At 37.2% G+C, this 23,778-nt stretch carries 23 protein-coding genes; 10 read left to right on the top strand and 13 right to left on the bottom strand.

The window, feature by feature from the left end:
- Positions 1–49: 49 nt before the first annotated feature.
- From gldK to topA, 3 genes are all read right to left on the bottom strand, one after another.
- Entirely contained in the window at positions 50–1,420 is a 1,371-nt protein-coding gene (gene gldK, locus KRODI_RS08425) for a gliding motility lipoprotein GldK (RefSeq protein ID WP_013751173.1), read from the bottom strand.
- Between the two features lie 108 nt (positions 1,421–1,528).
- Positions 1,529–2,695, bottom strand: a complete 1,167-nt coding sequence (locus KRODI_RS08420; protein WP_013751172.1) for a formimidoylglutamase — start codon at positions 2,693–2,695, stop codon at positions 1,529–1,531.
- A 3-nt stretch (positions 2,696–2,698) separates the two neighbouring features.
- Positions 2,699–5,245 (bottom strand): type I DNA topoisomerase, encoded by a 2,547-nt coding sequence (gene topA / locus KRODI_RS08415; protein ID WP_013751171.1) that lies wholly within the window; start codon positions 5,243–5,245, stop codon positions 2,699–2,701.
- Positions 5,246–5,535: 290 nt separating this feature from the next.
- Here topA and KRODI_RS08410 point away from each other — a divergent pair, with 290 nt between their 5' ends.
- Both KRODI_RS08410 and KRODI_RS08405 read left to right on the top strand, forming a co-directional pair.
- Positions 5,536–6,561 carry a hypothetical protein gene (locus KRODI_RS08410; protein WP_013751170.1) on the top strand — a complete coding sequence of 342 codons (1,026 nt, stop codon included), beginning with the start codon at positions 5,536–5,538 and terminating at the stop codon, positions 6,559–6,561.
- Positions 6,561–7,430 (top strand): hypothetical protein, encoded by an 870-nt coding sequence (locus KRODI_RS08405; protein WP_013751169.1) that lies wholly within the window; start codon positions 6,561–6,563, stop codon positions 7,428–7,430. Before KRODI_RS08410 ends, KRODI_RS08405 begins: the two co-directional genes overlap by 1 nt.
- A 39-nt stretch (positions 7,431–7,469) precedes the next feature.
- Here the strand turns inward: KRODI_RS08405 and KRODI_RS08400 are convergent, their stop codons facing one another.
- A complete protein-coding gene (locus KRODI_RS08400) occupies positions 7,470–8,240 on the bottom strand; it encodes a hypothetical protein (RefSeq protein ID WP_013751168.1) in 771 nt (256 codons plus the stop codon).
- A 51-nt stretch (positions 8,241–8,291) separates the two neighbouring features.
- Entirely contained in the window at positions 8,292–9,200 is a 909-nt protein-coding gene (locus KRODI_RS08395) for a lipid A deacylase LpxR family protein (RefSeq protein WP_013751167.1), read from the bottom strand.
- A gap of 151 nt (positions 9,201–9,351) precedes the next feature.
- Here KRODI_RS08395 and miaB point away from each other — a divergent pair, with 151 nt between their 5' ends.
- The 8 genes from miaB (at position 9,352) to groL (ending at position 17,475) form a co-directional block, all read left to right on the top strand.
- Positions 9,352–10,803 (top strand): tRNA (N6-isopentenyl adenosine(37)-C2)-methylthiotransferase MiaB, encoded by a 1,452-nt coding sequence (gene miaB / locus KRODI_RS08390; protein WP_013751166.1) that lies wholly within the window; start codon positions 9,352–9,354, stop codon positions 10,801–10,803.
- A gap of 108 nt (positions 10,804–10,911) precedes the next feature.
- On the top strand, positions 10,912–12,180 hold the full coding sequence (locus tag KRODI_RS08385) for a sigma-54 interaction domain-containing protein (RefSeq protein WP_013751165.1): 1,269 nt from the start codon (positions 10,912–10,914) through the stop codon (positions 12,178–12,180).
- 68 nt (positions 12,181–12,248) lie between these two features.
- Entirely contained in the window at positions 12,249–13,472 is a 1,224-nt protein-coding gene (locus KRODI_RS08380) for an outer membrane beta-barrel protein (RefSeq protein ID WP_013751164.1), read from the top strand.
- Positions 13,473–13,511: 39 nt separating this feature from the next.
- Entirely contained in the window at positions 13,512–14,024 is a 513-nt protein-coding gene (locus KRODI_RS08375) for an LptE family protein (RefSeq protein WP_013751163.1), read from the top strand.
- Entirely contained in the window at positions 14,024–14,947 is a 924-nt protein-coding gene (locus KRODI_RS08370) for a hypothetical protein (protein ID WP_013751162.1), read from the top strand. The genes KRODI_RS08375 and KRODI_RS08370 overlap by 1 nt, the downstream gene beginning before the upstream one ends.
- Positions 14,948–14,953: 6 nt before the next feature.
- Positions 14,954–15,295, top strand: coding sequence for a preprotein translocase subunit SecG (gene secG, locus KRODI_RS08365; RefSeq protein ID WP_013751161.1), 342 nt, complete (start codon positions 14,954–14,956; stop codon positions 15,293–15,295).
- Between the two features lie 164 nt (positions 15,296–15,459).
- A complete protein-coding gene (groES, locus tag KRODI_RS08360) occupies positions 15,460–15,735 on the top strand; it encodes a co-chaperone GroES (RefSeq protein ID WP_013751160.1) in 276 nt (91 codons plus the stop codon).
- 108 nt (positions 15,736–15,843) lie between these two features.
- Positions 15,844–17,475, top strand: a complete 1,632-nt coding sequence (groL, locus tag KRODI_RS08355) for a chaperonin GroEL (protein ID WP_013751159.1) — start codon at positions 15,844–15,846, stop codon at positions 17,473–17,475.
- 312 nt (positions 17,476–17,787) lie between these two features.
- Here the strand turns inward: groL and KRODI_RS08345 are convergent, their stop codons facing one another.
- The 8 genes from KRODI_RS08345 to KRODI_RS08310 form a co-directional block, all read right to left on the bottom strand.
- Positions 17,788–18,555: a heavy-metal-associated domain-containing protein gene (locus tag KRODI_RS08345; protein WP_013751157.1), complete on the bottom strand. Its 768-nt coding sequence runs from the start codon at positions 18,553–18,555 to the stop codon at positions 17,788–17,790.
- A gap of 5 nt (positions 18,556–18,560) precedes the next feature.
- Positions 18,561–19,433, bottom strand: coding sequence for an NHL repeat-containing protein (locus KRODI_RS08340; RefSeq protein WP_013751156.1), 873 nt, complete (start codon positions 19,431–19,433; stop codon positions 18,561–18,563).
- 85 nt (positions 19,434–19,518) lie between these two features.
- Positions 19,519–20,145: a heavy-metal-associated domain-containing protein gene (locus KRODI_RS08335; protein ID WP_041295661.1), complete on the bottom strand. Its 627-nt coding sequence runs from the start codon at positions 20,143–20,145 to the stop codon at positions 19,519–19,521.
- Positions 20,146–20,184: 39 nt separating this feature from the next.
- Positions 20,185–20,955: a hypothetical protein gene (locus KRODI_RS08330; protein ID WP_013751154.1), complete on the bottom strand. Its 771-nt coding sequence runs from the start codon at positions 20,953–20,955 to the stop codon at positions 20,185–20,187.
- A gap of 153 nt (positions 20,956–21,108) precedes the next feature.
- On the bottom strand, positions 21,109–21,525 hold the full coding sequence (locus tag KRODI_RS08325) for an HYC_CC_PP family protein (protein ID WP_013751153.1): 417 nt from the start codon (positions 21,523–21,525) through the stop codon (positions 21,109–21,111).
- Between the two features lie 104 nt (positions 21,526–21,629).
- Positions 21,630–22,661 carry a hypothetical protein gene (locus KRODI_RS08320; RefSeq protein WP_013751152.1) on the bottom strand — a complete coding sequence of 344 codons (1,032 nt, stop codon included), beginning with the start codon at positions 22,659–22,661 and terminating at the stop codon, positions 21,630–21,632.
- Between the two features lie 106 nt (positions 22,662–22,767).
- Entirely contained in the window at positions 22,768–23,148 is a 381-nt protein-coding gene (locus KRODI_RS15105) for a hypothetical protein (protein ID WP_013751151.1), read from the bottom strand.
- A 33-nt stretch (positions 23,149–23,181) separates the two neighbouring features.
- Entirely contained in the window at positions 23,182–23,745 is a 564-nt protein-coding gene (locus KRODI_RS08310; RefSeq protein WP_013751150.1) for a DUF3347 domain-containing protein, read from the bottom strand.
- Positions 23,746–23,778 lie beyond the last annotated feature (33 nt).

The following is a 23,778-nucleotide window of genomic DNA, read 5'->3' as shown; positions in this document are numbered from 1 at the left end:
AAGTTAATTAGATTAAGTAATTGTTATAATTTGGGAATTATTCAATTCGTTATTTCTTCGGCTTTCTAAGGTTGATTTTCTCATCAACACCCATAAAGTCCTGCACGGTTCTAAAACCGATATAACTACGAGCAGAGTCTTGATACTCATAGTCACGTGAGCTTACCTGTAGGAAGTAAGCAACGTCTTTCCATGAACCACCACGTATCACTTTGCGACGATTGTCTTTGTCATTTACGTTAGGGTTAATGGTAGACATATATTCATAAGAAGCTGGATCGTAAGAAGAAGCTACCCACTCTGATACATTTCCTGCCATATTGTACAGGTTGTAATCATTAGGTTCGTAAGCATCTGCTTCTACTGTATACAACGCTTGATCTGCGCCATAATCCCCTCTTAAAGGTTTAAAGTTTGCAAGGAAGCAACCTCTATCATTCTTTGCATATGGACCACCCCAAGGGTAATCACCACTTTCTAGTCCGCCACGAGCGGCATACTCCCACTCTGCTTCACCAGGAAGTCTAAAACGGTTTACAAATTGTCTCTTCTTAGATTTTTGATGAGCGTTCTTGTACATCGTTCTCCACTCACAAAAAGCTTTTGCTTGCATCCATGTAACTCCAACAACTGGATACTCTCCGTATGCATCATGCCAGAAATAGTCATTATGCATAGGTTCATTGTATGAGTACGCAAAATCTTTAATCCACACCGTTGTGTCTGGATAAATATTTACAATTTCTGTTTTGATATGATCTTTACGACGACCGCCGTTTTTCTTTGCTGCTTCTTGAATATCAAGGTACGTATAACGGAAATCTAACTTATCTACATCGATAGTGCGCTGCCCATTATAAGCTTCTTCCATTGGAATATACATTGTATCCATAACCTCAGCATAATACTCATCTGGGTATTCTGCAGTATCCGTAAAAAGCTCTACGTCCTTATTTAACTTCCTTCCTTCAAAGCCAGTCTCACCTAGTCCGAAATAGTTATCATACATGTATTGCTCGTAAGGGGTCATGTTATCAGGATCTGCATCGCTAAATGCAAACTCGCCTATACCACCATTACCAGGAGTCTCTCCAAGCTCATCAGCTAAGATTGCAAGTTTCGTACGTATAGTAGAATCTTGAACCCACTCTACAAACTGTCTATATTCTGAGTTAGTGATTTCTGTTTCGTCCATGTAGAAAGAGCGCACAGTCACCGTTTTAGTAGGAGCGTCATTTACGGCAGCAAAGTCATCATCACTCTTACCCATTATGTAAGCACCTCCAGAAACGAGGGTCATTCCATAAGGTTTTTCAGGGTTCCATCGCTTGCCTTTGGCACCGACGAGTTCCCCTCGATCGCCTTTGCCACAACTAGACAGCAAAGCTACTATCGCAATAAATGCAATATACTTTTTCATAGGATATTAGGTTAAGTATTCTAAAGTTAAGGGCGTAAACCTATTTATTTTATTTGTAATAAACAATTTATTCGCCAAAAATAATCATTTCATCGTTGAAACACATAGTCAAATTTCGTTTTTCTTCCTTGCTTTGAACCAACGTTCAGGGATATTTTGATTACAAGCATCCAGATAATCTTGGTACGTGCAAGGTAATAACGTGTGCCTTTTTAATTTATTATTCAAGCCCATAATAAATGGAATCTCGATCCACCATCTGGCTGTTTTTTCACTTTTGTAAAATGTTAACACTTCATCTTCAATTGGAACTTGATACGTAAGAAAATTTCCTTTCTCAATATCCATGTTTTCGCTTGCGCGAAAATTTACCCCCTCAATAAAGTACCACATCATTTGAGCAACGAGCATCGCTGCTTTTTCCTCATGAGCATCATTCTTATATTCAAAAACTCCAAAAGAAGTTACCTTGTCACTTATACCTGCATATCGAGCAATAGTACATATCTCCTTTCCATCAAACCCATTAGGCATTTTATTATACCTAGTACTTAGCTCACTACTGCGCACAGCATTTAAGTCTATTGCAACAAGATCTGCATCTCTCATTACAGGCTCCACAATACTCATCATAGCCGAAACATTTCCTAATCGGTAACTATCAAAGTATAACTTATCCATCAAATCTATTTCCTCCTGAGGATTAAAATAAGTTTGATACCCTATATTTGAGTAGTTGAAAAGGTTGTATGGTTTTTCAACAATAATCTTCCCTACGTACGATTTATTATGGATAGGCTGGCTCGCATCTCCTAAGTCAAAACGACTATCTACATTCACCACATTTACCATTTGATCCAATTTATCATACGATCTGTAAATAGGATACACCAAATCTTGACTTCCTCCTATATACATAGGTACAATTCCCTTCTTAAAAAGAGCTTCGTTAACAGTTCTGATGGCAAAATAGGTGTCATCTACACTTTCTCCTCCATGAATGTCACCCAAATCGGCAATTGTTGTGTGCCAGTTACCAGGGAAAAGTTCGTAAAAAGTGGTCCTAAGTTCTGTAAATGATAATGATTCTCCGAGGTTATTTTGATCACGCCTGTTTTCGCGCAAGCAAATAATAGCAACTTGCACACCCTCTAGATCTGGCATTCCCAATTCCTCACTGTGTAATCTAATGTTATTACCTAGTGATTGATGATGTTGTAATTGTATATGCGCAAGCGCAATTTCTGGTATAGGGCTTAGCACCTCAAAGGCCATATATTACTTCTTTTTTGCAGTCGTTTTCTTCTTTACAGGCGCCTTTTTCTTTGCTGGAGCTTTCTTTTTGGCCGGAGCTTTCTTTTTTGCTGCTGCTTTTTTCTTAGGTGCTTTTTTCTCTATGTAGGCCTTGATTTCATCTAAGGTTAACGCTGCTGCGTCTATATCCTTACTTAGCTCAATTTTAGTCTTTCCTTTAATAATATTAGAACGACCCCATCTTGCTTTTTCTACACGTATACCTTCTTCTGGGAAGTCTTGAAGTACTTTATCTATTTCCTTCTGCTTCTTCACTTCAATAAGCTCTACGATGTCATCGTCAGAAAGGTTATCAAAGTCGTACTTCTTATTGACATTAATAAACATCCCGTTCCATTTTATAAATGGCCCGAAACGTCCTGTTCCTTTTTGAACTGGAAGGTCTTCATAGGTATAAATAGGAGCATCTGCCTTTTGCTTCTCTTTAATATACACAATAGCTTCATCAAGATCTACATCCATAGGGTCACGGCCTTTAGGCAATGAAACAAAGGTTGCCCCAAACTTCACATAAGGACCAAAACGACCATTATTTACAGATACTTCTTCTTCCTCAAAAGTCCCTAAAACTTTAGGCAACTTAAACAAGTCCATCGCTTGCTCATAAGTCAGGTTTGCCAGCGTTTGATCTGGACCTAAACTTGCAAAACGCGGTTTCTCTTCATCTTCTACAGAACCTATTTGAACCATAGGTCCAAATTTCCCTAAACGAACACTTACCGGTTTACCGCTTTCTGGATCTTTACCTAAAATACGCTCACCTACTTCACGCTCTGCATTTTTCTCTACATCTTTTACATGAGGATGAAAATCTGTGTAAAAGTCTTTCATCATCTTTGTCCACTCCTGCTTACCTTCTGCAATATCATCAAAGTCTGCTTCGACTTTTGCTGTAAAGTTGTAATCAAGAATATTTTCAAAATGCTGTACCAAGAAATCATTTACCACCATTCCCACATCTGTAGGAACTAGCTTTCCTTTGTCTGAACCTACCATCTCTGTTAAGGTTCTATCTTTTATCTCGTTGTTCTCAAGACTTAACACATCATAAGATCGCTCTTTACCATCTACAGTACCCTTCTCAACATACTTACGATTTTGTATCGTAGTAATAGTAGGCGCATATGTAGACGGACGACCGATACCAAGCTCCTCTAATTTCTTTACTAGAGATGCTTCCGTATATCTATATGGTGGCCTTGTAAAACGCTCTGTTGCGGTAATGTAAGAATTGAGTAATGTTTCTCCTGTTTTAAGATCTGGAAGTAATCCAGTCTCTTCTTCATCCTCATCATCATGACCTTCAAGGTATACCTTTAAGAATCCTTCAAATTTCAAGATCTCTCCGTTTGCAGTAAAGTTATCTGTTCCTGCGCTTGAAGCTATCTGCACATTAGTACGCTCTAGTTGCGCCTCACTCATTTGTGATGCAATAGCTCGTTTCCATATTAATTCATACAGACGCATTTGATCGCGATCCATATTAACTGAATGCTTAGAAAAATCTGTTGGACGTATCGCTTCGTGAGCTTCTTGTGCTCCTTTTGACTTCCCTTTATAGTTACGTTCTTTATGAAATTCTTTACCGTAAGCAGCTAGTATTTCTGCTTGCGCACCAGCTTTTGCATCTTTAGATAGGTTTACACTATCTGTTCTCATATAGGTAATGTGCCCAGCCTCATAGAGACGCTGCGCCATATTCATCGTTTTACTAACAGAGAAGTATAACTTTCTACTTGCTTCTTGTTGTAGTGTAGAAGTTGTAAATGGTGGTGCTGGTGATTTTTTGGCGGGCTTTTTTGTAAGCGCATCTACTTTAAAAGTAGCCTTCAAGTTTTTCTCAAGAAATTCTTGTGCTTTTTTCTTAGTAGTAATGTTTTTAGGAAGTTTTGCCCTAAAAGATTTTCCATCTTCTGTAGTAAACTCTGCATCTACTCTGTATGATGCTTGTGGCTCAAAGTTTAACACCTCGCGCTCACGCTCTACAATAAGTCTCACAGAAACAGATTGCACTCGCCCTGCCGAAAGCCCTCCTTTTACCTTTCTCCATAACACTGGCGAAAGTTCGTAACCTACGAGTCTATCTAAAACTCTACGCGCTTGTTGCGCATTTACAAGATCATAATCAATCTGGCGCGGATTATCGATTGCTCTTAAGATTGCAGTTTTAGTAATCTCATGAAAAACAATACGCTTAGTACGGTCTGGTGTTAAGCCGAGCTCTTGCTCGAGGTGCCATGCAATGGCCTCACCCTCGCGATCCTCATCACTTGCTAGCCAAACCATATCGGCTTTTGCGGCTAGTGATTTTAGATTTTTTACTACCTTTTTCTTATCGTCAGAGACTTTATATTTAGGAGTAAAATCTCCATCTACATCAACACCTAACTCTTTAGAGGGAAGGTCTGCTATGTGTCCAAAACTACTCTCAACTTTATAGTCAGAGCCTAGAAATTTTTCTATTGTTTTAGCCTTTGCAGGTGACTCCACAATGACGAGATTCTTTGCCATACATCTTATTTTTCAGGGTACAAAAGTAGATGTTTTATTTATATCGTAATCCGCAAGGGCATTATTTCTGTGATATTTCACTTTTTGAAGCATCGCAAATCACTGTTTTATGGAGTTGTTACGCTTTCGCGAAAGCGTAATAAAAAATCAAAAAAAAAAAACGCTCAAAAAAAGGAAATCCTTTAAGAATGACAAAACTAAACCACTAGTTTAGCGGTTGGTACCAATCAAATTTTATAATTCTAAAACAAAAAACGAATGAAATTTACAAGCAATTACTGGCAGTTACAATGATAACAACTCTATCTCTTACTTCTTGTAGTAAAGAAGATATTGAATTAACAAACGAATCGCAAAATACAGAAGCGGCATTTACACTAGAACAAGTCCCTGAAACTAACATCATTTCATTTGATCTACCAGCAAGAGGCCGATCCCAAGGAGGCAATGCAACAATGTTATCTTTTGCATCTATCGAAGATTTTGTTGCTGCCGCAGAAGAACTTGAAGTTGCCATCGAAGCTCACGAAGATAAGTTTGTGGCTCAATATGATCATCTTACAGATGACGAACTTGATGATATGGAGGAAAGCACGCAATTTGATAGTAGAGCGCCTCTACGCCAATTCCAACAAACAAGAAGTTTTTCTAATTCTTTATTTAATTCATATGAGACTAAAGAAACAATATGGCTAGATGATGAAATCTTAGATGAGAACAAAGACCCGTCTTTAGATAATTTATTTGAAGAAGAAGAGATGGTGCTACTTAACCAAGATCAAGAAGTGATGATTGATGGTAAAGTTTTTAATTTTGGACACCCGCAGCTCAACTATGAAATTATAGGAAATTTTGGGGAATCTATTTTAAAAGTTCGAAATGATGAGGATGTCTCTAATGACCCAAATATAATTACTACTTCTAAAGCATCTTCTTCTTGTACTTCTTGGAAGAGATCTTGGGATCGTGACAATTATGCACATAATAAGAGAGTTAAGAGATCCGTCTCAATTAGAAGTCTTCCTTTCTGGACAAAAACTAAGTCAAAAGTAGAATCTTTTAGAAAGAGGGGGAATAGGTGGAAAAGACATCGCACACGTCTAGGTGTTGGTTTACAAAAAAACTTAAAAGCATCAGCTTGTTTTGGAGCAACTGTGAGACAAGGTTATAAGAGTAAATCAAGAAAGAAAAGAAAGAAAAGAAAGGTTATAATGACAGACCATCCCGGGATGACTCTAAAAGCTAGAAACGGGCAAGGAGTAGTTGGTGATTATTATTATGGAGGCAAAACAACGTACAAAGCATTAAGTTGGTAATGAGGAAAGCTAAATTAATTTTAAAGGCAAGCCTATTTGGGCTTGCCTTTTTAACAATAAATATTGCATTGGGTCAGAGTAACTCTTCAAAATCTCAATTTCCAGAGTTTGCCAGTTATAAAACTTGGGGATTCACCTTTAATCCCGTATTAAACAGAGCCCCTAACTACACTAGAACATTAGGAAACATTGATATTAAAGGAAATAGCATTCCTGGAGTAAATTTTGGTTTTAACAAAGTAATTCAACCAGAAAGAGAGCTTTCATTTAGATATGGTGTACATCTTAATTTACTGCCTTTAGAAAGTATTCAATTTAGACTACCAGATGGGGATATACCAGGATTTACGAATTTTGAATCTAACGAGCGTACTTTAGGTCAACTCATAATTTCAGTACCACTAGAAATGGAACTGAAAAAGCAGATGGGATCTAGAATCTATTTTTCTGCTAGAATTGGCGTAAACTTAACCTTATTACGAGAAGGTTCGGTAGAAGGAACAGTAAGCGCTTTTGTAGAAGATCTAAACGAGGGAAGAGAGATTTTTGGAATAAGGGGGCAAACACGTAAGTTTCCTATTTATCCAAATCTAAAGATTAGTCCAGGTTTTTATTATATGACTAAACCTATTTTATATCAAGTGTCTATCATTTACCAGAAAGCAATACCTAATTATTTTACTGGAGAATATCTTTTTGACAATCTAGAAATATCTGAACGCACAGAGGGAACTTATTCTCTAAGTGGTGATCAACTAGGTATCGGTATTACTCTATTTCTAAGAAAAAGCCAAAAAAACTTAAGAAGCTTGAAGAGAAGGCTGTCAAGAATGTTTACATTAATTAATTGCTTTTTATTTAAATCATAAAGGTCTGTTTATAGCAGCTTTCGCGAAAGCGTAACTTTACTACACTCCAATCTGAGCAATCATATCTTCATCTTCTGTAAAACCTACCACATCTTTATATATAAGGTAAGCCGGCAAATAGACAACTGAAACGGTTGCATACACACCTATGAAGCAAGCCATAACCCCAACAACAATAGCTAGGAAACCAATAACAAGAAAAGTTCCGAAGGTAATTCCCCACTTTTTATTCCCTAGTGCAAATGCTGCTTTGTAAATATCGTTTACAGACCAGTCAGGGTTAAAAGCAAATATCACGATGGCAAATTGTAACGGCACTACCACATAAAATAATGGAATTATAAAAATCAAAGCGGCTAGTACGGCAATACCCACCTGCATCATAGAAAGCACTAACACCTTCTTGAGATACTTTTTCTTGATAAACATACCGAAGCCTACCCCACGATCTCCACTTCGGTTGCGGTCTTTCATGCGTATGATTCTGTAAAAAGCAGCCTGAAGTGCAAAGTTAACTACAGACATAATCACTAAAATCACTAAGTACATCACCATCATAAAAATTAAAGCAATGACACCTACCTCATCATCATTATATGAAACATCGCCATATTCTATAAATGCACCACCTAAGCTCATAGGCAACATGACCGCCATAGACACTCCCCAAGAAACAGCAATCGTTAACACTTGCATAAGCAAGCCCTGAAGCCATACTTTTTGAAACAAATCAATCGCTCGACCAAACAAGTCTCCAAAATCAATATGACGTGCTTGTCTAATTTTGACAAGCATATCTGATAATATCATTCTTTATCTTTTATTACAGTCGTAAAAATATAAGATTAATCGACAGTCCAATTAAAATTTTCTGGCAAATTGCAAGGCAACATACTGGCTTCGACCTTCTCGCTTAGTCTCTCTTGTTCTAAAATTGTAAACAACACTATATAGATTTTTTTCTCCACGGTACGTAATACCAGATTTAAAGGATAATACGGTTGATACTATGGGTAACGTAAAGGGAGAATCATCTCCAAAGGGATGCCCTTCAATAAGTGCATTAAGAAATACATACTCTGCGCCCACTCCCGCAAAGCCATAAAACTCATGCTTACCTCCCAATCTCCCAAAAGCCGAAGAGCTAGCTATTACATCACGATTACCTATATAAAGCAGAGCTTCTTGTCTTGCAAAAACTCTTCGTGTACCTAGCGCAACCGTAGACTGAAGTGCAACATTTTTAAATAAATTAGAATTTTCTAACCGATAGTCTTTAACGAAAGTCCCAAAGCTATTAAAGTGGATACTATTACCTATCTCACCCTCCCAAACGGGTATAAATTCATTGATAAGTTCATGATAGCCAACTTGTATATCACCTGCCTTAGATTGCTCTCCTGCAAGTCCTAGCTCTGCGTCAATTTTAAAAACCACATCCTCTTGCGCTTTTGACACGGAACCTTTAACAAAGAGATAGCCCGCATAAGGGCGTTCAAGAAAATCAAAATTAGTTTCAAAGAGTTCTCTAGGCGTGTTGGTTTCCTGACCTAACATAAGATCTAACTGCAGCGGATACTCTTGCTTTTTAAAAATAAATTCTCCTTGTAATTGCCTACTATAACTTAAGAATGTCCCTGCTGTATAATAACGATCTATAGCAAAGACAAAGTCGTTATCATGTTGTACAGCGATTTGATGTAACAATCGTTGTGTTTTAGTCCCCTCAACGGATTGAGAATAACCAGTCTGAATGACTAGTAACAGCAATAAGATAAATAGTTTATGTAGCAATCTTCGAATTTTAAAAAAGCAAATAACGAGAATTTTATGTAATTCTTGGCGTCTGCCACTTTGTCACAACTCTACATTAGACGTATCTTTGCATAATCCTTGACAAAGATTTTGGACGAATAAGCAGATGGAAAAAATAATAGAAGAACACAAACAAGGGGAAGCGCTTACATTAGAGCGCAAACTTGAGAATACAAAAAAGCTTTTTATAGAAAGTTACGGTTGCCAGATGAACTTTGCAGATAGTGAGGTGGTGGCTTCCATTCTTGCAAATGAAGGGTATAATACTACTCAAATTCTTGAAGAAGCAGATCTTGTGCTAGTAAACACTTGTTCTATACGTGAGAAGGCAGAGGTAACTGTACGTAAACGTTTAGAAAAATATCAAGCCGTAAAGCGCAAGCAAAATCCTAATATGAAAGTAGGAGTACTAGGCTGTATGGCAGAGCGTCTTAAAAGCAAATTTCTTGAAGAAGAAAAAATAGTTGATCTCGTAGTAGGTCCAGATGCTTATAAAGATATTCCTAACTTACTTAGCGAGGTAGAAGAAGGTAGAAATGCAGTAAACGTAATCTTATCTAAAGAAGAAACTTACGGAGATATCTCACCAGTACGTTTATTAACTAATGGTGTTACTGCTTTTGTATCAATCACTCGTGGTTGTGATAATATGTGTACGTTTTGTGTCGTTCCTTTTACAAGAGGTCGCGAGCGTAGCCGTGATCCTCAGTCTATACTAGAAGAAGTACAAGATCTTGCTGAAAAAGGTTTTAAAGAAATTACACTACTTGGTCAAAACGTGGATTCATACTTATGGTATGGCGGCGGCCTCAAGAAAGATTTTGACAAGGCTAGTGAAATGGCAAAAGCTACTGCGGTAAATTTTGCGCAGCTCATGGACACCGTTGCAAAGGCACAACCTAAAATGCGCATACGTTTCTCTACCTCAAACCCTCAAGATATGACGCTTGACGTGATAGAGGTGATGGCAAAACATAAGAATGTATGTAATTACATTCACCTGCCTGTGCAGTCAGGAAGCGATAGGATTTTACAATTAATGAATCGCCAGCATACGGTTGCGGAGTATAAAACGCTCATTGATAATATTAAAAATCTAATCCCTCATATTGGGATTAGTCAAGATATGATTACTGGTTTCCCTACAGAAACCGAAGAAGATCATCAAGGAACACTTGACCTTATCAACTATGTAAAATATGATTTTGGTTTTATGTTCTACTATTCTGAGCGTCCAGGTACTATGGCAGAACGCAAGATGGAAGATGACATCCCGCTAGCGATAAAAAAGAGACGTTTACAAGATGTGATTGACCTACAAAGAGCAATCTCTAGAGACAATTTACTTCGCTACCAAGATCAAACGGTAGAGATTCTTATAGAAAAGGAATCAAAAAAGAATAAAGATGAGTGGAGCGGTCGTAATGATCAGAATGTCGTTGCCGTTTTCCCTAAAGGAGATTACAAAGTAGGCGATTTCGTTAATGTAAAAATTAATGAATGTACTACAGGGACACTTATAGGTGAGGCAACAGGCTATGCAGCGTACTGGCAATAGAAACACAAAGTACTGTGCTTACAATAGTTTTTTGAGAATAACGCTTTCGCGAAAGCGTAACATATTTTATACTAATCAAATAGATACCCACTGTAATGGGCGTTTACTATGGAAGGAATACAAACCACAAAACAACGATTTGGTATTATAGGAGATAATCCTGCACTAAATCGCGCTATCGAAAAAGCTATACAAGTGGCTCCTACAGATATTTCTGTACTAGTGACAGGAGAATCTGGAGTAGGTAAAGAGAGTGTCCCACGCATTATACACTCACTTTCTCATAGAAAACACAATAAATATATTGCTGTAAACTGTGGAGCAATCCCAGAGGGAACGATAGACAGTGAGCTTTTTGGACACGAGAAAGGTGCATTTACAGGTGCAACTTCTACAAGAAGTGGATACTTTGAAGAGGCAGATGGTGGGACGATATTTCTAGATGAAGTGGGAGAGTTACCATTACCAACGCAGGTACGTCTATTAAGAGTGTTAGAAAACGGAGAGTTTTTAAAAGTAGGTTCGTCAAAAACACAGAAAACAGATGTTCGTATTGTTGCAGCTACTAATGTATCGATGTTTGAGGCTATCCAAGAAGGAAAGTTTCGAGAGGATTTATTTTATAGACTGAGTACCGTAGATATCCCGCTTCCTCCGCTGAGAGAGCGTAAAGGAGACATTCATTTATTGTTTAGGAAATTTGCATCAGACTTTGCTATGAAGTATAAGATGCCAACGATACGACTGTCTGAAGAAGCAGTACAACTTCTAGTTTCATATCGCTGGAATGGAAACATACGCCAGCTACGTAACGTAGCCGAGCAAGTATCTGTATTAGAAACTAACCGCGAAGTATCGGCTGCAACTATAAGCAACTATCTTCCCGACACAGGATCTAGACTTCCCGCCATTGTAAAGTCACAAGAGAAGTCTGACTTCTCAAACGAGCGTGAGATTCTTTACAAAGTTCTTTTTGACATGAAAGCCGACTTGAATGACCTCAAGAAGCTGACGCTAGAGTTAATGAAAAATGGCAATACCTCAGATGTACGTGAGGAGAATGAGAGCCTCATTAAAAAGATTTATGATGATGACGATGACTCTTATGAGACCGTAGAAGAAGTAATGGACGTACTACAGATACCTCATAAATCACAAGCACAAGCTCCTACTCCACCTCAACCAGAACCTACTGCAGACCCATATCATTTTGCAGAAGAAATTGAGGAAGAAGAAACATTATCGCTACACGACAAAGAGCTTGAACTTATAAAGAAATCACTAGAGCGTCATAAAGGCAAACGGAAAGTAGCCGCTCAAGAACTAGGTATAAGCGAGCGCACGTTATACAGAAAAATCAAACAGTTTGATTTGTAAGTCATAATCGTAAGAGTATTTTTAGCTCAAATAAATTTCATCAATCATCAATCAAAAAACTTTATTAAATGAACAAAACACTATTATTCTTATTTCTTTCATGTATTGGCATAAATAGCGTTGCACAAACAGAATACGTAAAGGGATATTTTATTGAAAATAACAACAATAAAATTGAATGCTTAATTAAGGACAATGACTGGAATAATAATCCAGAAAATTTTCAATATAAATTATCTAAAGACTCCAAGTCTTTAACGGGTGATATCAGTACAGTAAAGGAGTTCATGATTTTAAACTCTTCTAAGTATGTTAGGGCTACAGTAAAAATTGATATGTCAAGTGCTAGTGCTGATTTTTTAGATAAAAGTAGAGCTCCTATTTTTGAAACAAAAACATTATTCCTGAATATTTTAGTTGAAGGAAACACTAGCTTATACTCTTACAAAAATGGAACTATAACCAGATATTTTTATAGTAAATCTGGGGCTGAAATCAAGCAACTTGTGTATAAGAAATTCTTGACTACAACTGGCAAGATCAGCACAAATACGCAATATAAACAGCAATTAAAAACAGAGATATCGTGTCCTGAAAACGCTACAAGCAGCCCAGAGAATGTTAGTTACAACAAGAGTAGTTTAATTGGCTACTTTATTGAACACAACGAATGCAATAATTATAGTTTTAAAAATTATAATACAGAGACAAAAGGCAAGGTCATTAACCTTTCTATAAGACCTAGAATAAACAACTCTTCCTTCTCAATTAGTAATCCAGGCGCCACAGTTAAAAAAGCTGACTTAGGTAGTAAGACAAACTTTGGTATTGGATTAGAACTTGAATTAATCTTACCAACTAATAATAATAAATGGGCTTTCGTTATTGAACCTTCATACCAAAGTTTTAAGTCTGAAATAACTCAGGAAGCTGGATCTCTATTTGGCGATGCTATTACTACATCAATTGACTATTCATCTATAGAAATACCATTAGGTCTAAGACATTATTTCTTTCTAAATGACAAATCTAAACTTTTTGTAAACGCATCATTTATTGTAGATATATCTTCAGAGACGGCTGTAGAATTTGACCCTGCAAATAATTCTTCAATCGCTCCGTTAGAAGTACGGGCAGGAAGTAATATTGCTTTTGGAGTAGGCTACAAACTCAATAACAAGTATAGTGCTGAAATTAGATATCAAACAGACAGAAATTTACTTAGCGATTTTATTGAGTGGGATTCGAATTACCAAACTACTTCATTTATTATAGGATACACGATTTTCTAATTTCACAAGCAATTCAATATATTTTATAGATCAAGTCACATGAAATCATTTAACAACTTCATCATTTTAATTACAACAGTCTTTTTAATCCAAGGCTGTAGCGTGTATTCATTAAGTGGCGTGTCTATAGATAAAGAAGAGACGTTTGAAGTTCGCTTTTTTCAAAACGAGGCTGCAATTGTTGAGCCCGGAATAGATAGAGAGTTTACAGAACAGCTGAGAGATATTATCCAGAACCAATCACCACTAGTACTTACAAACAGCAATGCAGATGTAGTGTACGAAGGTGAGATAATAGAATATTACATTGCTCCGCAAGCTTCTACTTCAGAAAATCTAGCAGCACAAAACCGACTTACCATTACAGTAAATGTTCGTTTTTTTAATAATACTCGGGAAGATGGTGAGTATGATTTTGAACGTAGGTTTTCATTTTTCTCAGATGTTCCTGGTGAAACACAATTAGTAGGTAGCGCTCTAGATAGTGCTCTGGATGAAATTTATGAGCGTATTACTCAAGATGTATTTAACGCATCACTAGCTCGCTGGTAATGACTACAGAACAATACACATATTTACTAGAACATCCTGACCAGATTAATACTGAGCAGACAAGCCATTTGCGCACTATTATTGACGCATTTCCTTTCTTTCAAAGTGCTCATGCGCTGTATCTAAAAGGGTTAAAAAACCAAGAGAGCTTTGCTTATAACAAAGCATTAAAGCGCACAGCTAGCCACACAGCAGATAGAGCCGTACTATTTGACTATATCACGTCAGAGCATTTCTTACAGACAGCGGTAAGTACTCAAATAAAAGATCAAGAAAAACAACTACGGTCTCTAGAAGTCACAGATGCACAAGATGTATCTATTCTAGTCGAGCAAGAAGAACAAGCAAAAGCATCGCAAATTCTTGATCCAGATTTATTTGTAGAAAAGAAAGACTCTATTATGACTAGAGCAAAGGCAGAGCATACGCTTCAAGTAGGCAAGCCACTACCTTTTACAAAATCTGAAGCGCATTCTTTTTCTGAGTGGTTACAGCTTTCTTCTTTTCAACCCATAGATCGCTCATCTACATCTGATGACAAAGAGGTTCCTGCTCCTACTTCTACAAAAGAAGTAGTAATTAAAAAGGAAACTACAACCGCATCAAAATCTGATAATGAGGAAACTACAACTAAAGTTTCGCGAAAGCGAAAACAACAAATTATAGATTCCTTTATAGAAACAAATCCGAAAATTGGAAATATAAAGTCAATACCGGCAGATAAAAAGAAAACAAAAAAAGAATTTCTATTTTCTTCTGACGCCTTGATGACAGAGACTTTAGCACGAGTTTATGTCGAGCAAAAAAACTTTCCAAAAGCAAAACAAGCATACCGAATTTTAAGTTTGAAATATCCAGAAAAAAGTGGTTTCTTTGCAGACCAAATTCGAGCAGTAGAACAACTTGAAGAACAAAAAGATTAAAATATTATGAGTACTACGTTTTATATATTTTTAGGATTGATCATTATAGTAGCTTTCCTTCTTATTGTCGTTATTATGGTTCAAAACCCTAAAGGAGGCGGATTATCTTCTTCTTTTGGCGGTGGTGGTACACAGCAAATGGGTGGCGTTCAGAAAACAACAGATTTTCTTGACAAAGCAACATGGGCACTAGCGACTATCTTATTAGTACTTATTCTTGCTAGTAACCTAAGTATTTTTGACGGTACTATAAGAAGCGAGTCTCAAGTTTTTGATGCAGATGCTGTAGAACAAACTACTCCTGCTCCAGAGCCAGTAAGTCTTCCAGAAAATGGAGGAGATCAATAGACTCTCACAACATAACATATTAAAGAGCCAGCTATTTTAGCTGGCTCTTTTTTGTTATGCAAATTTGTCAGTGCATGGTGAGTGGCATAATTTCTGTCTTTTACGCTCGCGTAACCAGTTAAGGGTTACAATAACAATTCAACTCAATAATTAAATCTATAACAATGGCAATTAAAATCAAACCATTAGCAGACCGCGTTGTAATCGAGCCTGTTGCGGCAGAAACTCAAACAGCATCTGGTTTATATATCCCAGATAGCGCACAAGAAAAACAACAAAAAGGCAAAGTAGTAGCTGTAGGATCTGGAACTAAAGATCACGAAATGACAGTAGTCGTAGGTGATACAGTTATTTATGGAAAATACTCAGGTAGCGAACTCAAATTTGACGGAGTAGATTATATGATCATGAAAGAGGATGATATCCTTGCGATAGTATAAATAGATATTCGCTTTCGCGAAAGCGTACCAAGAGTAATTAAAATATTTTAAACATAGCGCTTAAAGCTTATTGCATAACGCATAAAGCTTTTTGTAAAACAAAACAAAATGGCAAAAGACATAACATTTAATATAGAAGCACGCGACGGTTTAAAACGCGGCGTAGATAAACTAGCAAACGCAGTAAAAGTTACTTTAGGACCTAAAGGTCGTAACGTGATTATTTCAAAATCATTTGGCGCACCACAGGTGACTAAAGATGGTGTAACAGTTGCAAAAGAAATTGAACTGGAAGACGCTCTAGAAAACATGGGAGCTCAAATGGTAAAAGAAGTAGCTTCTAAGACTAACGATCTTGCTGGAGATGGAACAACTACCGCTACAGTTCTTGCTCAGGCAATCGTTACTGAAGGACTTAAAAACGTTGCTGCAGGAGCAAACCCAATGGATCTTAAGCGCGGTATCGATAAAGCTGTAGAAGCTATCGTTGCAGATCTTGAGAAGCAAACTACTAAAGTGGGTAACTCTTCTGATAAAATCAAACAAGTAGCATCTATCTCTGCAAACAATGATGATGTAATAGGTGATCTTATTGCTCAAGCATTTGGAAAAGTAGGAAAAGAAGGTGTTATTACTGTTGAAGAAGCAAAAGGAACTGAAACATATGTAGATGTTGTAGAAGGTATGCAGTTTGACCGTGGATTCCTTTCTCCTTACTTCGTTACTAATAGTGAGAAAATGAGTGCAGAACTTGAGCAGCCATATATCTTACTTTTTGACAAGAAGATTTCAAACATGAAAGATTTGCTACCTGTACTTGAGCCTGTAGCTCAAACTGGAAAGCCACTTCTTATCATTGCAGAGGATGTAGACGGAGAAGCACTAGCAACATTAGTAGTAAATAAATTACGTGGAGCTCTTAAAATTGCTGCTGTAAAAGCACCAGGTTTTGGAGATCGTCGTAAAGCTATGTTAGAAGACATCGCAATTCTTACTGGAGGTACTGTAATCTCAGAAGAGAGAGGTTTCACTTTAGAAAATGCGACACTTGATATGCTAGGTACGGCAGAGACTGTATCTATAGACAAGGATAACACTACGATTGTAAACGGAGCTGGAGATTCAAAAATTATTAAAGCTCGTGTAGGTCAAATCAAATCTCAGATTGAGACTACTACATCTGATTATGATAAGGAAAAACTTCAAGAACGCTTAGCTAAACTTGCTGGAGGTGTTGCTGTACTATATGTAGGTGCTGCTTCTGAAGTTGAGATGAAAGAAAAGAAAGACCGTGTAGATGATGCTTTACATGCAACTCGCGCAGCTGTAGAAGAAGGTATCGTAGCTGGAGGTGGTGTTGCACTTGTGCGCGCAAAGAAAGCTCTTGAGAAAATCAAAACAGAAAATGCAGATGAAGCAACTGGTGTACAGATTGTAAATCGCGCTATTGAAGCACCTATACGCACTATCGTTTCTAACGCTGGTGGTGAAGGAGCTGTTGTAATTTCTAAAGTTATGGAAGGCAAAAAAGACTTCGGTTTTAATGCTAAAAATGGCGAGTATACAGACATGCTTAAAGCTGGTATTATCGATCCTAAAAAAGTAACACGTGTAGCGCTTGAGAATGCTGCTTCTGTTTCAGGAATGATTCTTACTACTGAGTGTGCACTTACAGATATTAAAGAAGATGCACCTGCAATGCCTCCTATGGGAGGTGGCGGAATGCCAGGAATGATGTAAGTCGCAGTGCGACAAACTTTATTTGAGTTACCTCTGGGTATATTCAATGAAAAACCTCTGCTTTTCGGCAGAGGTTTTTTTATGATTGTTGTTACGGTTTCGCGAAAGCGTACTACTTCTTTTTAAAATATTGCCAGACAGAAACTGCAATCATAATTACCAGTATTGGTAGAATAAAAATCAAATCATACCGGACCTCAACTCCATAATCGAGATGCTCATCTGTCAGGTATACTTGAATATTATATTCCCAAATTATATAGAAAACTACTAACACAATGGTGCAAATCTGGGCAGTGGTAAACTTTAACTTCATACAAGTCTTATAAGCATAATAATTGCCATTATGATCATAATAGCATTCTCAATAAAAGTTGCTTCTGTCATAGGTAGCTTTAAAGCTGTGCCTAAACATGCGCATTGAATTTCCTTTTTACTCAACAGTGTTTTAGTCACACCCACCGTGGTAACACCAAGAATCACAATGGTAGCTATAAGTGCTATTTCTACTTGAAAACGCATTAAAAACATAAATCCTAGTACGGTTTCGATAAACGGATAGACTTTACCATAAGCCGGTATTGTACGAGACAGTGGATCATACATGGAAAAGCTTGTTGAAAAGCCTTTAAGATCAAGCATTTTAAAGAAGCTAAAGACAATATAAAAAAGCCCCATAAAATCTAGCATGCCAGACTGCCAGCTTGCTTCTTTATAATTGAGCAATACAGATGCTACAGTGATGTAAAATAATATCAAAAGCAACGGTTTGAGTTGCTGCAATTTTGACTCTTCAACTACTTGCGCAGCTGACTCACTATTTACAAACACTCCAGAACTACTCTCTTGCTTTTCACTTATTGCTTTCGAGACCTTCTTAGATGACAAGCTATATTTTTCTGGCAAAGTATCTTGCAGTGTCTTTATAGAAATGTGATCAACCATCGTGAGGATAGCTTCTTCATCTTCTAGAGACACAATTACATTTGCAACACCATCAATATCGCCTAGCTCTTTTTCCACCTCTGCTCTGCAACCATTACAAGTCATTCCCTTTACTGTATACGCTTGCTTTATCATAGTCCTTAGTGATTATGGTCATCACGGTGTTCCTCCTCAAGAGGAGCTTCTACGAGCACTTCTTTTTGCTCATATACACTCAGTGACTTCCCTTTATAATTAGTTACATATAATATATCACCTACTAGCAACATATCTGTAGGTTTTAAAATAGCATCATTAATTTCTTGTTTAAAATTTCCTTCATGATCAAAAACTAAGACTCTATTATTCTCAAAGTCTGTAGAGAACACTTCTTTGTCTGAAACGTAGATACCAGTGGCTGCATTCATCTTTTGATCTTCCCCAACTGTCATCAAGTGATTTCCTTTTTTATCAAATTTTTGAAGTCTATTGTTATAAGCATCGGCTACCCAGATGGCATCATCTGTAATTTGCACGTCTGTAGGATAGTAAAAATCTCCATCTGCTTTACCCTCTTTTCCAAATGAAGACCAAGTCACACCATCTTCAGTATATAAAATACGGTTGTTATAAAAATCTGCTATAGCTATTGCGTTTCCTCTAGCATCTATACCAGCAGGCGCATCAAGACTATCGGTTATAGCGATAGCCTTTTTTGTAGCTCCTAACACAGACAGCACCTCATCATTACCATATTGCGGGATATATACTATACCAGCATCTGTTGCGATATGCATAGGTCTATCTAGAGAATCTATAGATTGCTGTATATCTCCATTAAGGTTTACCTGAACCACCCTATTGTGATCTCCATCACTTAACCACAGTCCATTTTCATCTTGTGCAATCCCAATCGGGTTTATGCCTTGAAGATTAATTGTCTTGGTATGTACCCAAGCGATTTGAGTTTTTGGCTCCTCTTTGCAGCTATATAGAGTGAGCGCTGCAATGAGTATAATGTATAAATTTTTCATAGTTATTTTGTGTTTAAAAAAGAGAGGCAGCGGCATGCTTATCACATAACTGCCTCACTCGTCTTTACCTTAGGGGTGAAAGACACTATTGTACTAAGCGCTCATATTTACAACAAGCCGGAAGATTATCATAAGCTCCTGCTGTTGCTTTATGAGCTTTTGTGTCGTGACCAGCCTTAGCTATTTCTTTTTGTATTGCATCTGTTGTTGTCTGGCTGTTATCAAAGCTAACTTCTAACATTTGATTATTCTGATTCCAAGCGGCATCTGTTACTCCTTCTATACCGTTTGTAACTTTTAAAATACGCGCCTCACACATCCCACACTTACCTGCTACAAGCATTTTCTGAGTTTTTACAATGCTCTCTTTTGTAAGCTTTGTAGTATTCGTTTCAGATAATTCTACTTCGCCATCAGCTCTAGTGATTTTTGAGGTAATAGGTGTATATCCAGCATTTTCTACTTGTTTTACAACAGCATCCATCGTAAGTGCTTTTTCTGCAGGATACTCAAAACTAAAGTCGCCTGTTTCAATATCGATGGCTACTTTCTTTATTCCTTTAAACTCTTTGAATTTTTTCTCTAATCCGTATGCACAGAATGGACAACCTAGGCCGTCTACCTGCACTTCAAATTGATCCATTTCCTTTTGCGCTTGCACACCCATAGTTGTAAACAAGGCCATTACTAATATTGATATTATTGTTTTCATAATGTTTAATTTAATTCTCTCTTTGAGATACTGTTATTATTAAAGTATAAAACGTGTTCCTAAGTATATAGAATATTTTCTCTCTATTGCCTCAGGAACGTTTTGGCTAAGCGGTACTTGAACTCCTGCTTCCCATGTCCATTGTTTTCTTGCGTACTGGATTCCTTGAGCATACAGCAATTCAAATTGATCACGCTCTAAAAACCACTCGCTAGAATATTCAAAATATAAATTGAGCTGATTTACAGGATACGTAGGTTTAAGCAATGGTAATCCAAATCCTAATTTATAAACCAACTTATCAAGAGATCCATCTGGCACCCAGTTATACCCCACTTCATTAGAAACACCATATTTGAGCGATTCATAACCCGCGACTACTCCATAATACCCAGAATACTTACCAGTACTTATACCTTCAATATCGAGAGCTTCTCCGGTAGGTAAGGTCTGTAATGTTTTGGCAACCATTCGGAAGGTTTTACCCGTTCCATCTTTTCTATAAAACTGATACTTACCTATAATGTTGATGTCACCTAATGTACTTCCGCTTCCGCGAAAATCGTCATAATCATAAGTTACGTAAGGTAAATGCACCGCTACAAGCGTGTTTGACGTAGGTAAATAGTGTAGCATAAGAGGTACGCGAGTTGCTGTCCCGTCTTCTGAAACGCGTATTTCGGTAAGTGTTTTTGCTATAAAACTTCCGCCACCTAGCATGATAGGTTTATCTGCGGTAAGTGGTGGTCCTTGTGAGTGCGCTTTCGCGAAAGCGAATGTCACCAATAAGACTATAAATATATTTTTCATTGTGATTCTCGTTATACCCAAAGATTGGGTAATTAGTAATAAAAGTGTAGTTACTACAAGAGCAACTAGCTTATATTTCTATGGCATATAAACCATAGCGGAATCCCAAATGCGCAATGATATTGCACGCAGAGATACCTGTTTATACAGGTATTAAATTAGGTATTGATTGTAAGCAACTTGATAATCTGTAATTATCAAGGGAGGAGGGTGACTTGTGACCGATGCAGAATGTTTATCTGCTTCTAAAAAAAGATATGTATAGCTGTAGGTGAAGGCTTTTAAAAATACAAGTTGATCTGTAGTAAATTGATCAAATTGCATTTTGAGCTCATCTTGACCTTCAAAAACGGTTTGCTCATTCTTGCAGCATCCCATTTTTTTGTAAGTGTCTTTGCCATACTTAGCGTCTAAGGATTGCATCATCTCACAAGGAGCAGCTTCACCAAAAATCGCAACATCAATTAAATGATCTCCACAATAGTGCTTATCTACACTAAAAGACATCGTAGATCCTAGCACTAAAAGCGCTAAAAACAAAGATGTTATTTTATGGAAACCGTTTTTCATTAATGCAAAAATAAATAAAAGCCAAATAACAATGATGTTACTTGGCTTTATAATAACAATTACTGTGCCTATATGATCACATAGTAATTATATAGGAGCACTGATTATAATGAGTATTGTAGTCCAACTGTCACAGTCTCCTTACGCTTGAGTTGTACTCCATTTACATCTTGTAAGAGAGGTGTAGCTACTTCAACACCTAAACGTACATTCTTTAATGCTCCTTTATAGGCGTAAAGATTAAATCCTAATCCCCCATCTATATAAGTACCACCAGAGTTTCTAGTATCTGCAGTGATTACCATAAGCGGATTCAAATCTGGATTTGCGCCATCTATTTCTGAAACTACACTTCCTTTTACACGTGCAGAAAAACTAATCCAATCTGCCGTTTTATAAGCAATCCAGTTATCAAGGCTATATACATTGCCCAATCTATAATCGCGATCATTAGTCCCAGTACGGATTACTCCATTTACTTGATTTCCACCAGAGAATCTATCTGTTTGCCACAAAAACGTTGCCCCAAGAAGAGCATCTACGGTGCCGCTTCCTATCTGCATAGGATAAGGTAGTATTACTTCATTGCCATTAGATACAGGAGTAACATCCATTTCATCTATACTTCCTGTAGGTAATGACACCCCTACTTTACCGTGTAACTGCTGCCTGTTCTTATTGAAAACAGTATATAAGGCCGATAATTTGAGATCTGTGATTCCGCTAGATGCTGTGCTAAATGTTCCTCCCATGGCTGTAAGGTGTTCCATATCCATAGATGTATATCCAAGCATCGCTTCAAGTGTAACTTTATCTGACACAGCATACATACCTCCTAGCATATGCATGTTCATAGGCATATCTGTAGGTGTAACCATATATTCTCCTCCATTAGGAAGTAATACACTATCAAAACTTACATCATCATTACCTCTCTTAAGATCATTCATTTGCATATTCATATATCTATATGAAAACATGAATTCTCCTTTTTTGTGAGTATGGTCACCCATAACAGATATAGGAGCATGCCCATCTGGACGATTACTTGACCATGATTGTGATACCTCTTGCTCTTGTGCGTATGTACTAGTAGCAACTACTGCGGCGAGTAGTGCTATATATAATTTTTTCATTTATTGAATTTTAAATATTGTGTATAGTGAAGTGAACGTACTCTTTTGAGTACGCTCATAAACTGCGAGACTAGCGATATTAAAAGACTAGTATCTCTTTATAAATTCAATAAGTTTTGGGTGGTGGATCTATGCGCTCTTGGAAGGTTTTAATACTTCCCAAATGATTTGGAAAATTCTCCTTAGCAAAAGTTATTGAGGTAGATGATATATCTACCTGATCTTCATTTTGATAAAACAATGGGTAAAAAGCCTCTACAATCTGTAGTTGCTGCCCTTGAGAAGGATCTTCTTGGTCTACATCTAGAGTGAGCTGCTTAGAAAGAAAACACTTACCATTACACTGCAAGGCTGGCTTGTCTGTGTTAACGCAATACGTCTCTATTATATAATCTATATTGAGCTCGTAATACATCACATATCCTACGTTTATGGCAGGACGTAACGCAAAGAAAAAGAATATGACAAGTGCACAAGTAGATTTCAAAAATAAAGGCTCTCTATAGCTAATAGCAGTTTATTACTGAATCTCCTTATCTACTACACCACACTTCAACATCTTGTCTCCGTAATATGGGTTACGTATTTCTGGAGAGTTAGATAACCAGTAAGCACCTTTACCTTCAAAAGCCATCGGGCAGTATTGCTTATATATAGTGCCAGATGTAATCTCGCTAGATAGATATACCTCTACCTTTTTTGAAATATTTTCAAAAGCTACGCGTTGCTCTGCAGCATCTTTAGACATTGAGATAAGCGCTAGGTCGTCACTTAAGTTTCTCGTGATATCACTTTCTACTTGAGCGTCTAGTACATCTTTAAATTTTGCCGCTTCTTGAGCAGCTTCTTTAGCGTTTGTATTTACGAGCGCACCTTTTAACATTAAATAAGAAGCGTGAATTTGTGACGCTTCCTCTGTTTTAAATGTTACATCTTCAACAGCATCAGTCACATTTAAATCTCCATTTTCTGTTACTACAGCATCAATCCCTACTTGGGTAGGAGCGGTTTGCACATTAGCACCTTCTTGTTGTTTACATGACACAATTGCTAGAATAGCTATTACTAATAAAGTGTTTTTCATCTTATAACATGTTTAGACTACAAAAATACACAT

This window comes from Dokdonia sp. 4H-3-7-5 (assembly GCF_000212355.1).
GTDB lineage: Bacteria > Bacteroidota > Bacteroidia > Flavobacteriales > Flavobacteriaceae > Dokdonia.
This window is presented reverse-complemented; position numbering and strand designations above follow the sequence as displayed.

Bases quoted from the DNA above. Each gene is read 5' to 3' on its own strand.
- KRODI_RS08325 (WP_013751153.1), bottom strand. From the start codon at position 21,525: ATGAAAAACGGTTTCCATAAAATAACATCTTTGTTTTTAGCGCTTTTA.
- KRODI_RS08330 (WP_013751154.1), bottom strand. From the start codon at position 20,955: ATGAAAAATATATTTATAGTCTTATTGGTGACATTCGCTTTCGCGAAA.
- gldK (WP_013751173.1), bottom strand. From the start codon at position 1,420: ATGAAAAAGTATATTGCATTTATTGCGATAGTAGCTTTGCTGTCTAGT.
- KRODI_RS08420 (WP_013751172.1), bottom strand. From the start codon at position 2,695: ATGGCCTTTGAGGTGCTAAGCCCTATACCAGAAATTGCGCTTGCGCAT.
- KRODI_RS08345 (WP_013751157.1), bottom strand. From the start codon at position 18,555: ATGATAAAGCAAGCGTATACAGTAAAGGGAATGACTTGTAATGGTTGC.
- groES (WP_013751160.1), top strand. From the start codon at position 15,460: ATGGCAATTAAAATCAAACCATTAGCAGACCGCGTTGTAATCGAGCCT.
- KRODI_RS08380 (WP_013751164.1), top strand. From the start codon at position 12,249: ATGAACAAAACACTATTATTCTTATTTCTTTCATGTATTGGCATAAAT.
- KRODI_RS08400 (WP_013751168.1), bottom strand. From the start codon at position 8,240: ATGATATTATCAGATATGCTTGTCAAAATTAGACAAGCACGTCATATT.
- KRODI_RS08370 (WP_013751162.1), top strand. From the start codon at position 14,024: ATGACTACAGAACAATACACATATTTACTAGAACATCCTGACCAGATT.
- miaB (WP_013751166.1), top strand. From the start codon at position 9,352: ATGGAAAAAATAATAGAAGAACACAAACAAGGGGAAGCGCTTACATTA.
- KRODI_RS08310 (WP_013751150.1), bottom strand. From the start codon at position 23,745: ATGAAAAACACTTTATTAGTAATAGCTATTCTAGCAATTGTGTCATGT.
- KRODI_RS08375 (WP_013751163.1), top strand. From the start codon at position 13,512: ATGAAATCATTTAACAACTTCATCATTTTAATTACAACAGTCTTTTTA.
- KRODI_RS08385 (WP_013751165.1), top strand. From the start codon at position 10,912: ATGGAAGGAATACAAACCACAAAACAACGATTTGGTATTATAGGAGAT.
- secG (WP_013751161.1), top strand. From the start codon at position 14,954: ATGAGTACTACGTTTTATATATTTTTAGGATTGATCATTATAGTAGCT.
- KRODI_RS08410 (WP_013751170.1), top strand. From the start codon at position 5,536: ATGATAACAACTCTATCTCTTACTTCTTGTAGTAAAGAAGATATTGAA.
- KRODI_RS08405 (WP_013751169.1), top strand. From the start codon at position 6,561: ATGAGGAAAGCTAAATTAATTTTAAAGGCAAGCCTATTTGGGCTTGCC.
- topA (WP_013751171.1), bottom strand. From the start codon at position 5,245: ATGGCAAAGAATCTCGTCATTGTGGAGTCACCTGCAAAGGCTAAAACA.
- KRODI_RS08335 (WP_041295661.1), bottom strand. From the start codon at position 20,145: ATGAAAACAATAATATCAATATTAGTAATGGCCTTGTTTACAACTATG.
- groL (WP_013751159.1), top strand. From the start codon at position 15,844: ATGGCAAAAGACATAACATTTAATATAGAAGCACGCGACGGTTTAAAA.
- KRODI_RS08320 (WP_013751152.1), bottom strand. From the start codon at position 22,661: ATGAAAAAATTATATATAGCACTACTCGCCGCAGTAGTTGCTACTAGT.
- KRODI_RS08340 (WP_013751156.1), bottom strand. From the start codon at position 19,433: ATGAAAAATTTATACATTATACTCATTGCAGCGCTCACTCTATATAGC.